We start from the raw sequence: 15,328 nt of genomic DNA, 5'->3' as shown, positions 1-15,328 counted from the left end.
TTTTTTTGGGATTATTGCAACTGTAACAATTATTTAACCAAAAAAAACTTACTAAATCGTTGTAGTTTCTCGGTGTAATAATTCAGTTCCGACAACTTCGGTAATGTAATGTTCGTGCTCGTTTTCTGACTCTAATTTTTGAATCAATAAACGCGCAGCAATCTCACCCATTTTGAATGCATTTTGTTTGACTGTAGAAATGCTTGGAATTGAGTTCTTGGAAATTACACCATCTGTAAAAGCAATTAAATGTAACTCTTCTGGCACTTTAATTCCTTTTTTCAATGCAGCTCTCAAAACTTTTACGGCATATAATTCATTTACTGCCATTACTGCGTCAAATTTATTTTTTTCGAAAAATTCATCAATCATAGTGTCCAACTGACTCTCGTCTTCTACACGCAAAATCAAGTTTTCGTCAATTTCAATTCCATTCGCTTCCAACGTTCTTTTATATCCTTCGGTTCTTAAGCGTCCGACACTTATATAATCTGGCGTCGTAATAAAGCCGATTTTCTTGCGTCCTTTACTTATAAAATATTGAATTGCTTCTTGTGTCGCAAGTACATCATCAATAATAACTTTATCGGTATAAACCTCACGTGTTACACGATCGAACATCACAACTGGCATTCCTTGGTTGATGATTTCTTTGATATGATGATAATCTTTTTTGGCTTGAGTTTCTTTTGAAAGAGAAATTACAAATCCATCTATACTACCCGCCGCAAGCATCTCCATATTAATAACTTCGCGTTCGTACGATTCATTTGACAAACAAATTAATACATTATAACCATATTGATTTGCTAAATTTTCGATCCCACTAATTACCATCGCGAAAAAATCGTGAACGATTTCGGGAATAATCACAGCAATTGTTTTCGTTTTTCGATTCTTTAGACTTAATGCAATATTATTCGGTTTGTAGTTGTATAATTTTGCAAATGCTTGAATCTTTTGTTTCGTTGCAGCACTAATCTCTTCGCTATTTTTCAACGCTTTAGAAACCGTTGATATCGAAACATCTAACTCTTTTGCAATCTGTTTTAATGTCAAATTCTTTTTCATAATCTTCTTTCTACCTTAACCATCAATCTTATTCTACTAATTTCCGTCTTTTTTATTAAAAATTAACAAGCGCTAACAATTAATTTAATTATTTATTAACACGAAAACGTTTTCGTTTAGTTAGTCGGTGTATTACATACACAATCAATCAATTAAACGACTTACATTTGGTAATGAGAAGTAAAAATATAAATTAATAATTAACGAAACAAAACGAAAAATATATGAGGATTTTAAAACAATCTCTTCTAGCATTAGTTTTATCAAGCCCTGCTATTTTATCTGCACAAACTGCGATAAAAGGAACAGTACAAGATAGCGCTAATAACACGGTTTTAGCTGGTGCAGATGTTTCGAACATTACAACAGGAGAATCGACAGTTTCTGATGAAAAAGGAAATTTTACATTAGAAGCGAACGATGGTGATATAATTGTTATCAGTTTTTTTGGTTATGACGATCAAGAAATAACTTTTGCGGGACAAACACAATTACAACTTCGTATGTCTAAAACGACAGAAAACTTGAAAGAAGTTGTTGTAATTGGATATGGTACAGCAAAAAAAGAAGATGTTACAGGTTCTGTAAATCAATTAAATTCAGAAGATTTCAATAAAGGATCAATCACTTCTGCACAAGAATTAGTGACTGGAAAAATCGCTGGTGTTGTGGTAACATCTGCTGGTGGAGCTCCTGGTGATGGACAAAACATTATCATTCGTGGTAATAGTTCGTTATCATTAAACTCTCAACCATTATATGTGGTAGATGGCGTTCCTTTATCTGAAGTAAATATTGGAGGTTCTCGAAATCCTTTGGATTTCTTAAATCCTAACGACATCGAAACGATGACTATTCTGAAAGATGCTTCGGCAACTGCTATTTATGGTTCTCGTGCTGCGAATGGTGTTGTAATGGTTACAACTAAAAAAGGTAAAGGGAAAAAATTCCGTTTTAACTATAATTCAGTTACATCAATTTATCAACCAGAAGGTTATATTGACGTAATGAATGCAGATCAATTCCGTGAATTGGTAAAATCTGTAGGAACAGCTGACGAAATTGCTCGTTTAGGTAATGCAAATACAGATTGGCAAAAAGAAATTTATAAAACTGCTGTAGGTTTTGATCACAATTTTAGTGCAACAGGAAATATTGGAGGTAAAATGCCTTCTCGTTTTTCTATTTCTAATACAGATCAAGATGGTATTTTGAAAGGAGATAACATCAATCGTACAACAGCTTCTATGAACTTGAGTCCATCTTTCTTAGATGATCACTTAAAATTTGAATTGAATGCTCGTGGTTCTTATATCGAAAATCAATTTGCAAACAGAGGTGCTATTGGAGCTGCTTTAGAGTACGACCCAACTCAACCAGTTTATTCTGGAGCAAATGTATTTGGAGGTTACCACACTTGGATGGATGGAGCTGTAAAACACAATTTAGCACCAACTAACCCAGTTGCATTAATCAATGAAAACAGAGATACATCTGAAGTTCGCCGTTTTGTAGGAAATGCAAAAATGGATTATAAATTACATTTCTTACCATCTGTTACTGCAACGGTAAATGTAGGTTATGATATTTCTAATGCAAACGGACGCAATGTAACGACTGCAAATATGCCAAGTTCTTCTTTGACTTGGGATGGTTCTAAAACAACTTTTAGTGCGCAGTTCTACAACAAATTATTTGATGCATATTTAACATTCAACAAAGATTTTGGACAACATGGATTAACTGTTGTTGGAGGTTACAGTTATCAGTACTTTAACACATACAACACCAATTACGATAGTGAATTAGAACAACAAGGTTCTGATCAATTTCGTTTTGTAGACCGTGATCAATATTCTTTATTATCATACTTCGGACGTTTAAACTATAATTTTGATAATCGTTACATCTTAACAGCGACTATGCGTGCAGATGCTTCTTCAAAATTAAGCCACGACAACCAATGGGGTTATTTCCCTTCTGCAGCTATTGCATGGAATATTTCTAAAGAAGAATTCTTAAAAGGAAGTTCTGTTGTAAATGATTTGAAATTACGCGTAGGTTATGGTAAAGTTGGTAATGTAAACGGATTAGGAAACTTCCAATTCTTAACGCGTTATCAAGGATCAGAATCAACTGCTTATTATCAATTTGGTTCAACATTCTATCAAACTTATCGTCCTCAACCATTTAATGGTGATTTGAAATGGGAAATTTCGAGTACATTAAATGCTGGTATTGATTACTCTTTATTCAAAAATAGAATCTATGGTACATTAGACGTTTACAAGAAAAAGACAAGTGATTTAATTGCGAGTGTTTATGTAGATCCATTTACAAACTTTGGAAATATGATCGATAAAAATATCGGTGATATGGAAAACAAAGGAATCGAATTTAGCATCAACGCTGATATCGTAAAAACAAAAGATTTTGATTGGTCTTTTGGATACAACATCGCTTTCAATGATAATAAAATTGTCAACTTACCTACTGATAACTTAACAGGTGGTATCGATGGAGGAACTGGTAACAATATTCAAATTCAACGTGAAGGAGAAGAACCATTTAGTTTCTATGTATACAAGCAGATTTATGATGCAAACGGAAAACCAATCGAAGGAGCTTACGAAGATTTGAACAACGACGGAATCATCAACGAAAAAGACCGTTATATTCACAAAAGTCCTTTCGCAAAAGTAACAATGGGATTCAATACATTCTTCCGTTACAAAAATTGGGATTTAAGTGCAACTGCTCGTGCTAACATCGGAAACTATGCTTACAACAACATGGCTTCGTCTAAAGGTTACAGCAAAAAAGCGACAGGAAATGGTCAAAACTATTTATCTAATGTGCTTTCAAGCTACTACAACACTGGTTTCACAAGTATCACAGAAACTAATTTGTTAAGTGACCACTTTATAGAAGATGCATCTTTCTTCCGTATTGATAACATTACATTAGGTTACAACCTAAAACAAGCGATCAAAGGATTGGATATTCGTCTTTATGGAGCGGTTCAAAACGTAGCTGTATTCACAAATTACAGCGGTTTAGATCCTGAAATTTACCGCGGAATTGATAATAGTTTTTATCCAAGACCGAGAACGTATGTATTTGGTTTAAATGTTAATTTCTAAGAAAACTACAATGAAAAAGATTAAAATTTCAACATATATTTTAGCTGCGGCATTGGCTTTCTCTGTTTCTTCATGTCATGATGATTTAGATTTAATGCCAAATGATCCAGATACTTATACACAATTTGATGTATTCAAAGATGCTGCTACAGCAAAATCTGCTTTAGCAAAAGTATACGCTTCTTTAGCGCTTACGGGACAAAAAGGACCTGCGGGAAGTGGAGATATTCAAGGTATTGACGAAGGTGCTTCTCAATATACTCGTTTAATGTTCAACTTAAATGTATTGACAACAGACGAATCTATTGTTGGTTGGGGAGACCCAGGTTTACCAAACTTGCATGAGATTTCTTGGGGAGCAAGTAACAGTTTTGTTGAAGCAATGTATTATCGTTTAGCACAAACCGTTTCTTTCTCTAATTCGTTTATTGCAAATGCTGAAGCTTTATCTAGTACAACTCCAGAAGTGAAAGAATATGTAGCTGAAGCGCGTTTCATTAGAGCATATGCTTATTATAGCTTAATGGATTTATATGCGAATGTTCCGTTAGTAACAGAAGTTTCTTCTGAATTACCAAAACAAAGCAATCGTAAAGAGATTTTCACTTTCGTTGAGAGCGAATTAAAAGCAATCGAAGCTGAATTAAAAGCTGGTCGCGCAAACGAATACGGACGTGTAGACAAAGCAGCTGCCGAAGCATTATTATCTCGTTTATATCTAAATGCAGAAACTTGGATTGGTCAAGCAAAATATACAGAAGCTATTACTTATTCTAAATTAGCTATGCAAGCTGGATATACGCTTAACACAACTGATGGAAATAAAAATGGTTCTGCTTATGACGAATTATTTTTAGCTGATAATAATACGAATGGCGCGCAAAACGAAGCTATTTTCGTTTTAAACTTTGATGGAAATAATTCTCGTACCTACGGAGGTTCCACTTTCTTAGTAAAAGCTGCAATTGGTGGAAAAATGGTTGCTGCTGATTACGGTGTAAATGGTGGATGGGGAGGTCCTCGTTCTACAAAAGCATTGGTGAATCAATTTACAGATGCTGTTACAACAAAAGACAGTAACGGAAATCCAACTGCATGGAAAGATAAACGTGCGATGTTCTTTACAGATGGACAAACTTTTGAAATTAACAACATAGGTACATTTGGAGAAGGTTATGCTGTTTACAAATGGTCTAACAAACGTTCAGACGGAAAAAGTGCAAACGATGCAACAGGAGAATATGTTGACACAGACGTTCCAGTAATTCGTTTAGCAGAAGTTTATTTAAACTATGCCGAAGCTGTTTTACGTGGAGGAATTGGTGGAGATCGCGCTACTGCATTAAACTTAATCAACGAATTAAGAACTCGTGCATATGGAAATACTTCAGGTAATATTACTGACGGACAATTAAACTTAGATTTCATTTTAGCTGAAAGATCAAGAGAATTGTACTGGGAAGGAACGCGTAGAACTGATTTAATTCGTTTCAGTAAATATACTAACAATTACAATTGGCCTTGGAAAGGTGGCGTTCAAAATGGAACTTCTGTAGATGCAACAAAAGTTATCTTCCCAATTCCAAACAATATTATTGTCATTAATCCAAACTTAACTCAAAATCCAGGTTATTAAGATGAAAAATTTTATAAAATATATTTCGTTAGCTTGTGCGAGTATTTTTGCCTTAAGCGCATGTAACGACGATGAAGATATCATCAAATTAGATCCTTCAACTTTTGTTGCACCGAAAGTAGAAACGCCTGCTTCATCAACAATTGAATTGTTAGAAGAAAATGCTGCAAATACAGCAATAACGTTTAATTGGAGTGCTGCAAATTATGGAACAAATACTCCTCCTAAATATGAATTACAAATTGATATCAAAGGAGATAATTTTAAAAATCATCAAATTCTTTCTTCAACTTCAACATTAACTGCTGATGTTACCGTAAAAGAATTGAATTTAGCAGTTATTGCTTTAGGATTAGAACCTTTTAAAGAAGGAGAGATAGAATATCGTATTGTTTCTTCAATCGGTACACCTAGTTCTCAACAATTAATCTCTAATGTCAATACATTAAAAATAACACCATATCCAACAGATTTATCTACAAATTGGGGTGTTGTTGGAGATTTTACAAATTGGGGAGGAAAGCCTGATGTACAGTTTTGGAAAACTGATGAGACTAATATATTAGTCGCTTACATTGACATTACTGAATTTAACGATAAAGGTGTTACTGAAATTAAATTCCGTCAAGACAACAAATGGGAATTAGATTATGGTGACAATGATCCATCAGATAACAAATTGGACAAAGGAGGAAAAAATATCAATATTCCTAAACTTGGTTCTTACAAAATAACATTTGATGTAACTAATCTTACATATAAAATCGAAGAATTCACTTGGGGATTAGTAGGTGATGCAACTCCAAACGGTTGGGGAGGTCCAGATACTAAATTATCATACGATGGAACAATTGATTCATGGACAACTATTCTTACAATGAAAGATGGAGAATATAAGTTTAGATTGAATAACGATTGGGACAAAGGTAATTACGGTGGTGCTGATGGTGCTCTTGTTGAGAAAGGAGACAACATCAAAATAAAAGCTGGAAAATATAAAATCACAGCTAATTTCACAAAGAAAACTTATACAGTAGAAGCTCAATAAAATTTTTTCTCATCAACAATTAATTTTTTAAAAGCCATTAAAATTCAATTACGTTTTTTAATGGCTTTTTTTCTAAAACCACACAAAACATGAAAAACATTCTATCTATTTTGATGCTTTTAATGGTAATATCTTTTACTAAAGCACAAATTACAACAGATCCTTCTCCACCCGAAGCAAACCAAGCAGTTGTAATAAACTTCGATAAAACAGGAACAGGTCTAGCCAATTATTCAGGAGATATTTATGCGCATACAGGCGTAACTATCGATGGAAAACAATGGGAAAATGTAATTGGAAGTTGGGGAAATAATACTACTCAACCCAAATTAACTTTCGTTTCTGGATCAACCTACAAATTAGAAATCCCGAATTCTATTTATCAATTCTATGGAGTTGATACTTCTAAAAATATTACTGCAATAAATATTGTTTTTAGAAATGCAGATGGAAAACAACAAACTACGGATCTTTCTATTTCGGTAGGTTCTTTCAAATTTACTTTAGCTAATCCGCTAGAAAATTCGATTACAAATGTTTCTTTAGGATCAAATTTTAACATCAAAGCGACAGCTACAAAATCTGCTAATTGGACATTATCAGCCAACGGAACTCAAATTGATGCATTAAGTAATTCAACAACTTTTGATAAAAATTATACCATTTCTCAAAATCAGAATTATACATTAAATGCAACTTTTAATGGTCAAACGATAAGTAAATCATTTTCTGTTAATATCAAACCAACAGTGAAAGATGTGGCAATTCCGACCAATTTACATGAAGGAATTAATTACTTGGATAATGATTCTTCAAAAGCATATTTGGTTTTATACGCACCACAAAAAGAGTTTATTCATGTGATTGGAAGTTTCAATAATTGGCAACTTTCTGATCAATATGTAATGAATCGTGATACAACAAACAAAGATTTATATTGGATTGAATTATCTAATCTTAAAGCTAATGAAATTTATACATTTCAATACCGTACAAGTGATGGAATCAAAACTGCAGATCCTTATTCAACATTAGTCTTATCGCCTTATGACGATCCGTATATTACCGCAGCTACGTATCCAAATATGCCTGTTTATCCTACTGGACAACAATTTGAAGTTTCGGTTTTACAAACGAATCAAACAAAATATAATTGGAAAGTTTCAAATTTCAATCGCCCAAATAAAGAGAATTTGATGATTTACGAATTATTAATTCGTGATTTCAATTCGACAAAAACATGGCAATCTTTAATTGATGATTTTGATTATTTCAAAAAATTAAACATCAACGCAATCGAAGTTATGCCCGTAATGGAGTTTGAAGGAAATATCTCTTGGGGTTATAATACCGCTTATCATCTTGCTTTGGATAAAGCTTATGGACCAGCAGATAAAATGAAAGAATTCATTGATTTGTGTCATCAAAATGGAATTTCAATCATTTTAGATGTTGCTTTAAATCACGTTTATGGACGATCTCCGTTGGTTAGAATGTGGATGAATGATCCTGATGGAGATGGTTATGGAGAACCAACCGCTACAAATCCTTACGTTAATCAAACTGCAAAACATAGTTACAACGTTGGTTACGACTTGAATCATCAACTAACACCAACTCAAAATTATGTGCAACGTACATTAAAACATTGGATTGAAGAGTTTAAAATTGATGGATTTAGATGGGATTTAACAAAAGGATTTACACAAAATTGTACGCCTTCTGATGAAACTTGTACAAACGGATATCAAGCTGATCGTGTAGCAATTTTAAAGAAATATGCTGATATGCAATGGACAATTGATCCAAATTCTTACATCATTTTTGAGCATTTAGGAAATAACGGATCAGCGCAAGAAGAAACAGAATGGGCGAATTATCGCATTAACGAAGGCAAAGGAATTATGCTTTGGGGAAAAGCGACAAACAATTTCAATCAGAATACAATGGGATATGCTTCAGATAGTAACTTTGATTGGTTGAAACATACTGTAAAAGGTTTTACGAAAAAACATTTGGTTGCCTACGCAGAAAGTCATGATGAGGAAAGAATGATGTACAAGAATTTACAATATGGTGCATCTTCAGGAACTTATAATGTAAAAGATTTAAAAACTTCTTTAGAAAGACAAAAAGCTCTTGGTGCAGTTTTATTTACAATTCCTGGTCCTAAAATGTTGTGGCAATTCGGAGAATTAGGATATGATTATTCGGTTAATCATTGCGAAGATGGGACAAATAGTGACGGATGTCGCACCAATCCAAAACCAATTCCAAACGAAATTGGTTATTTAACAAATACTGATAGAAAATCTGTTTATGATGTTTGGGCAAAAATTATTGGACTTAAATTAAACAACAAAGTTTTCGAAACTGATAATTATACGATTACATCTGGAGACTTAAAACCTCGTATTCAGATTACAAATAATTTATTATCGTCATCTGATTTATATGAAGTTATTGTGATTGCAAACTTCACTACAAGTACTCAAGCAATTGCGCCACTTTTTCCATTTGTAGGAAATTGGTACAATTTAATGGACGAAACAACGCTGAATGTAACCAATACAAATTCATCGTTTACAATTAATCTAAATCCAGGTGAATTCAGAATTTTCGGAAATGCAAAAGCAAATTTATCAACAGATAATATTGAGGTTAATTCAGAAAAAATTTCTGTCACTCCAAATCCAGTTTCTTCTTCTTTTTCATTAAATATTAATTCAGAAAAAGTAAAAATTTATGATTTAACAGGAAAACTGATCAAAGAATTTTCAGGAAAATTTTCAGCAGTACATCAATTTAACATCAAGGAACTACCAAAAGGAATTTATATCCTTGATATTGAAGCTAAAAATGGAAAAATTGGAACGTCTAAATTAATTAAACAATAATTATCATTCTTTATGAAATAAAAAAATCTCATCAAATGATGAGGTTTTTTTGAACTTAAAAATTAAGCTTAATATTATATTTTTCGTAGAAATTCTCGATGTGAGCAACTGCTTCTTCCGCTGTATCAACCAAACGGAAAAGATCCAAATCTTTCTCAGAAATATAACCTTCTCTCAAAACTGTTTCTTTGATCCAATCAATCAAACCTGACCAATATTCAGTTCCAACTAACACAATTGGGAAACGTCCTGTTTTCTTCGTTTGTACCAATGTCATCGACTCAAATAATTCATCTAACGTTCCGAAACCTCCTGGCATTCCGATAAATCCTTGCGAATATTTCACAAACATTACTTTTCGTGCAAAGAAATAATCAAAATTGATTTCATATTCGCGGTCGATATATTTGTTCAATTCTGTTTCAAAAGGCAACGTAATTCCCAATCCAACAGAAGTTCCTCCACCCTTTTGCGCTCCTTTATTAGCCGCTTCCATAATTGCAGGACCTCCACCAGTAATTACACCAAAACCAATCTGTGTTAATCGGTATGCAATATCTTCTGCTAATTCATAATATGGATGATCTGGAGAAGTACGTGCCGAACCAAAAATAGACACACAAGGTCCTATTTTAGACATTACTTCGTAACCATTTACAAATTCTGCCATAATCTTGAACAACGCCCAAGAATCATTTATTCTAATCTCGTTCCAATCTTTTGGTCGAAACGGAGATTGTATTCTATCGTCTTCCTTTTCTTTATCTGTCATAGTATTTTAAATAAAAAAACCGCAACAAAAATGCTACGGTTCAATATACAAATTTATTGTTTCTTAATGATTAATCTCTACTCATAAAAATTCTCAAAATATACCAAAACAATAACATTAATGAAGCAAATAACGACAATGCCGCTGCAACATATTGTTGTGTTCCGAACTCATATTTTAATTGGTGAGTGTTGTACAAAATTGCTCCACCAGCTAAGGCGCACATTCCAACTGAGAACCATAATCCTAAATCGAACCCGAATAACATTCCTGCAATAATCAATCCAATTGCTAAGAAAAATCCTATAGTTAATGCTCCTCGTAGAATAGAAAAATCTGCTTTTGTTAAAAATACAATAGCTGATAATCCTACAAATAATCCACCTGTTACAACGGCCGCTTGTTTTATCACATAAGTTCCACCATAATATAATGCAATGTAAAGCATTGGCACAAAGATTAAAGCTTCTGCAACTATGTATAAAAAGTAGCCTAAATATTGTTTAGATTTTGAAATCGATCCGTACGCCATTTTTTGAGCAACCCATGTAATTCCCATGAAACCTGCTAATAAAATAAGCCAAAGATATCCAGAAGTTAAACTTAACATAAAGCTGACTAATGCTTCTGATTTTAACATCAAAGATTCGATTAAAACAAATACCAAAACTCCTCCAGCAACGTGTCCGTAAGTATGTTTATAGAAATTTGCCCTTTCTACGCTTGTTGCCTCTGCAACCAATTGGTTTTGTTGATATACGTGTTGATTTTCCATATTCGTAATTTTTATAGGTTTTTCAAATTCAATTTATAAGGCTAAAATACTAATTTTAAATTATTTCTTAACTCACTATTTTCTGTGAATTTTTGACTGATTTTATCCAATCGATTAATCCAATAAATGATAAAATCAACAAGACAATATATTGCACCGAAGTGATGACTGCTCCTTTGTAAATCATTAATGGAATCATGATTAAATCGCCGATAATCCAGAAATACCAGTTGTCAATTTTTCGTCTCGCCATCATCCACATTCCAATCAAAAAAATAGCAGTCGTCGATGCGTCTATAAAATCAATTTTGGTATAATGTAATTTACATTGATTGATAAAACTGAAATCAAACCCGTTTTGAATGACTGGACGGAAATAATAAATCGTCAAAATAAAGAGAAAACTCAACGCGAAAAGTAACGTTGCGTACAGATATTCTTTCTTCGTTGCCCATGATACGTCAACATGTTTATGATCGGCTTCGAGATTTTTTTGCCACAAAATCCAACCATAAATCGCCATCGAAGTATAGTAAACATTAATAATCGTCTCACCATATAATCCCCAATTAAAAAATAAATAAATGAAAATAAACGTCGAAATAATTGTAGTTGGATAAACCCAAATATTGCGTTTGTAGGTATAATAAACTGAAATAATTCCGAACAACGTTGCTATCGTTTCTAGCAAGATATTCAGCGTAGAATAAGTTTTGTAAGGCGCAAGGATGTAATCAATAAAATCGTTCATTGTTAAGTTGTGAGTTAAAAATAATTCATTCTAAATCGTAAATCAAAAATCTAAATTCGTAATTTCTAACTTCGATCTATTCATAATCCAACACCCAAACCAAATAATATTCACCAATCATTTTATAGAATGCATGATATTTTCGAGATTTTACATCATCCGAAATCCAACAAATAAATTGTTTATTTTCTATTAATTCAAATTCTTCTGCACGATAATGATTCAGAAAATTCCAAAGATTTCCACCATTCAATTTGTACAAACCTTCTTTCATTCCCCAAATTATATGCAGATATTCAGTCTCGTGCTCATGAGGAATCCAAGCTATTTCATCTGGACGCGCAAACTTATGTTTGATGTTCAAAATTTTTCTTGGTCGAGCCAATTCAATATCAATTCCAATATTATATTCGCTCACGCCAACAGAAACCAATCCATAGGAATGTGTAATGGAAATTTCTTTATTTGTAGGTAAAAAAGGTTTTCCACGTTCGTCATAATTTACATCATAATCCAAGTCCAATTTCTTTAGACAAGCGCGCAAACCAAGATATTCTCTGGCCTGTTTAGGTCGAAGATTATTATATTTTTCTATCCTATAATCCTCTAAATGAAGATATTCTAATAATTCTTCATTCGATTCTGTTACATTCCACGTGATAATGCGGGTATGTTTAAAATCGTTAATATAATCGATAACGGGCATTTTATTAATCGAAATTTGTTTGTAAATTTGTTCCTTATAAACTTTAAAAAAAAGTTAGTTAAATATATCAATTGATGGATACAAAAACGCAATACATTCCATACAAAGTTAAAGATATTTCTTTAGCTGAGTGGGGAAGAAAGGAAATTACGTTGGCTGAGGCAGAAATGCCTGGGTTGATGGCTATCCGTGAAGAGTACAAAGCTGCTCAACCTTTGAAAGGTGCTCGCATTGCAGGTTGTCTACACATGACAATCCAAACTGCAGTATTAATCGAAACGTTGGTTGCTTTAGGAGCTGATGTTACATGGTCGTCATGTAATATTTTCTCTACACAAGATCACGCTGCTGCTGCAATAGCTGCTGCTGGGATTCCTGTGTATGCTTGGAAAGGGATGAACGAAGAGGAATTCGATTGGTGTATCGAGCAAACATTATTCTTCGGAGAAGATCGTAAACCATTAAACATGATTTTGGATGATGGTGGAGACTTAACGAATATGGTGATTGATCGTTACCCAGAATTGGTTGCTGAGATCAAAGGATTATCAGAAGAAACAACTACGGGTGTACACCGTCTTTACGAAAGAATGGAGAAAGGTACATTGCCTATGCCTGCAATTAACGTAAATGACTCTGTAACAAAATCTAAATTCGACAACAAATACGGATGTCGTGAATCTGCAGTAGATGCTATCAAACGTGCTACTGACTTGATGATCGCTGGTAAACGTGTTGTAGTTTGTGGATTTGGTGATGTTGGGAAAGGTACAGCGGCTTCTTTCCGCGGTGCTGGAGCAATTGTTACAGTAACAGAAATCGACCCTATTTGTGCTTTACAAGCATCTATGGAAGGTTACGAAGTAAAAAAATTAGATACAGTGGTTGCAAACGCTGATATCGTAATTACGACTACTGGTAACTTTGGAATTGTACGTGCAGAGCATTTCGAGAAAATGAAAGACAAAGTAGTTGTGTGTAACATTGGTCACTTCGATAACGAAATCGATATGGCTTGGTTAAACGGAAACTACGGAAACACGAAAGAAGAAATTAAACCACAAGTTGACAAATACAACATCAACGGAAATGACATCATCATTTTGGCTGAAGGACGTTTAGTTAACTTAGGTTGTGCAACAGGACACCCTTCTTTTGTGATGTCAAACTCTTTCTCTAACCAAACTTTAGCTCAAATCGAATTGTGGACAAATTCATCAGCTTACAAAAATGAAGTATATACTTTACCTAAGCATTTAGATGAAAAAGTTGCAGAATTGCATTTAGCTAAATTAGGAGTAGAATTAGAAGTTTTATCTCAAGAACAAGCAGAATACATTGGTGTAACGGTTGAAGGACCATTTAAACCAGAATATTATAGATATTAATTAATTTTAATTCAGAATTTTTATTTGAAAAAAGAAAAAAGCACTTAACTATATGCCCTCGCCCTGAACAAGCGAGGGCTTTTTTGTTAGTCTTTATTTCCAAATAGACAAACAACGCTTAATCATTTTTAAAACATTATCTTTAAATCATTATTGAATAATTTTCATTACTGATTATGATTAAAAAATGTTTACAACTTGGATTCGTTTTAATTGGTTGTTCTTCACTTTTTGCACAAACCGAAAAACCTTCAGAAATATTCTGGAAAAATCTCGAAAAACATTGCGGTAAAGCTTACGAAGGCAAATTGCCTGAACATATTACGCGCGATGATTTTGCGGGTAAAAAATTAACCATGCATGTAAAAAGTTGTTCTACAAACGAAATTAAAATTCCGTTCAATGTTGGTGATAATTATTCGAGAACGTGGATTTTGACTAAAAAAGATGGAATCATCACGCTAAAACACGATCATCGTCACGAAAATGGAACTTCGGAAACAATTACATTTTATGGAGGAACAAATACAAATTATGGTTTCAAAGATTTCCAGATGTTTCCTGCTGATCAAGAAACTGCAAGGTTAATAGATTATGCTTCGACAAATATTTGGTGGATTACCTTGGATGATAAAACGTTTAGTTACAATTTGCAAAAAGCAGGTTCTAAAATACCTTTCAACGTCTATTTTGACTTGACAAAAGAAATTGAAACTCCGCCAGCACCTTGGGGTTGGGGAACACCTCGATAATAAAAGAGCTTTTCAGCTCTTTTATCTTTTTATCAATAAATCAGCATTTATAGATGGTTTTGCTCCCAAAGGATTTTTCTCAAAACCTCCATTTGTCGTTAAGTTTCTTGTAAATCCATTCGACAAAATAACACCACTTAAACAAACAAATTCATCAACCAATCTTTTTGTTATCAAAACACTTATATAAAATTCATCATTATAACTAATATTATCATCGGTTAAATCAAGTTTGTACGATTGATTTACAATATCACTTGGAGAAATCTCAATATTATTCTTTTCAAAAAATACATTATCAACAGGAGTATTTTTAGACGATTTATATAGTTTTAAATTTAATTTAAAACTTTCTTCTTTTGGAGGATTGTAAGCTTCCCCAAAATTAG

At 33.2% G+C, this 15,328-nt stretch carries 12 protein-coding genes; 6 read left to right on the top strand and 6 right to left on the bottom strand.

Going from position 1 to position 15,328, the window contains the following annotated elements; translation table 11 throughout:
• Window positions 1–51: 51 nt before the first annotated feature.
• The gene (locus tag B4J88_RS01680; RefSeq protein WP_280045491.1) at window positions 52–1,071 is read right to left on the bottom strand and encodes a LacI family DNA-binding transcriptional regulator; all 1,020 of its coding nucleotides are present in this window, start codon (window positions 1,069–1,071) and stop codon (window positions 52–54) included.
• A 224-nt stretch (window positions 1,072–1,295) separates the two neighbouring features.
• Here B4J88_RS01680 and B4J88_RS01675 point away from each other — a divergent pair, with 224 nt between their 5' ends.
• The 4 genes from B4J88_RS01675 (at window position 1,296) to B4J88_RS01660 (ending at window position 9,795) form a co-directional block, all read left to right on the top strand.
• Window positions 1,296–4,214, top strand: a complete 2,919-nt coding sequence (locus B4J88_RS01675) for a SusC/RagA family TonB-linked outer membrane protein (protein ID WP_291066038.1) — start codon at window positions 1,296–1,298, stop codon at window positions 4,212–4,214.
• Window positions 4,215–4,224: 10 nt separating this feature from the next.
• Window positions 4,225–5,850 carry a RagB/SusD family nutrient uptake outer membrane protein gene (locus B4J88_RS01670; RefSeq protein WP_181816273.1) on the top strand — a complete coding sequence of 542 codons (1,626 nt, stop codon included), beginning with the start codon at window positions 4,225–4,227 and terminating at the stop codon, window positions 5,848–5,850.
• Between the two features lies 1 nt (window position 5,851).
• Window positions 5,852–6,898 carry a SusE domain-containing protein gene (locus tag B4J88_RS01665; protein ID WP_114998819.1) on the top strand — a complete coding sequence of 349 codons (1,047 nt, stop codon included), beginning with the start codon at window positions 5,852–5,854 and terminating at the stop codon, window positions 6,896–6,898.
• Between the two features lie 89 nt (window positions 6,899–6,987).
• Window positions 6,988–9,795, top strand: a complete 2,808-nt coding sequence (locus B4J88_RS01660; RefSeq protein ID WP_291066035.1) for an alpha-amylase family glycosyl hydrolase — start codon at window positions 6,988–6,990, stop codon at window positions 9,793–9,795.
• A gap of 55 nt (window positions 9,796–9,850) precedes the next feature.
• On the opposite strand, the gene B4J88_RS01655 is transcribed toward B4J88_RS01660, so the two are convergent.
• The 4 genes from B4J88_RS01655 to B4J88_RS01640 all read right to left on the bottom strand — a co-directional run bounded on the left by B4J88_RS01655 (window position 9,851) and on the right by B4J88_RS01640 (window position 12,799).
• Window positions 9,851–10,567 (bottom strand): TIGR00730 family Rossman fold protein, encoded by a 717-nt coding sequence (locus tag B4J88_RS01655; protein WP_286479198.1) that lies wholly within the window; start codon window positions 10,565–10,567, stop codon window positions 9,851–9,853.
• A gap of 70 nt (window positions 10,568–10,637) precedes the next feature.
• Window positions 10,638–11,342, bottom strand: coding sequence for a Bax inhibitor-1/YccA family protein (locus B4J88_RS01650; RefSeq protein WP_052217477.1), 705 nt, complete (start codon window positions 11,340–11,342; stop codon window positions 10,638–10,640).
• A 67-nt stretch (window positions 11,343–11,409) separates the two neighbouring features.
• Window positions 11,410–12,093: a nicotinamide riboside transporter PnuC gene (gene pnuC, locus B4J88_RS01645; protein WP_280061782.1), complete on the bottom strand. Its 684-nt coding sequence runs from the start codon at window positions 12,091–12,093 to the stop codon at window positions 11,410–11,412.
• Between the two features lie 76 nt (window positions 12,094–12,169).
• Window positions 12,170–12,799, bottom strand: coding sequence for a 4'-phosphopantetheinyl transferase family protein (locus B4J88_RS01640; protein ID WP_291066032.1), 630 nt, complete (start codon window positions 12,797–12,799; stop codon window positions 12,170–12,172).
• 74 nt (window positions 12,800–12,873) lie between these two features.
• On the opposite strand from B4J88_RS01640, the gene ahcY reads away from it, so the two are divergent.
• A complete protein-coding gene (gene ahcY / locus B4J88_RS01635) occupies window positions 12,874–14,187 on the top strand; it encodes an adenosylhomocysteinase (protein WP_038331025.1) in 1,314 nt (437 codons plus the stop codon).
• A gap of 176 nt (window positions 14,188–14,363) precedes the next feature.
• Complete coding sequence (locus tag B4J88_RS01630; RefSeq protein WP_280045485.1) at window positions 14,364–14,939, top strand: hypothetical protein; 576 nt, start codon at window positions 14,364–14,366, stop codon at window positions 14,937–14,939.
• 21 nt (window positions 14,940–14,960) lie between these two features.
• On the opposite strand, the gene B4J88_RS01625 is transcribed toward B4J88_RS01630, so the two are convergent.
• Window positions 14,961–15,328, bottom strand: a 368-nt coding sequence (locus B4J88_RS01625) for a hypothetical protein (protein WP_291066029.1), incomplete at its 5' end; no start/stop codon positions are given.

Source organism: Empedobacter sp. UBA5036 (assembly GCF_002415215.1).
Taxonomy (GTDB): Bacteria; Bacteroidota; Bacteroidia; order Flavobacteriales; family Weeksellaceae; genus Empedobacter; species Empedobacter falsenii_B.
This window is presented reverse-complemented; position numbering and strand designations above follow the sequence as displayed.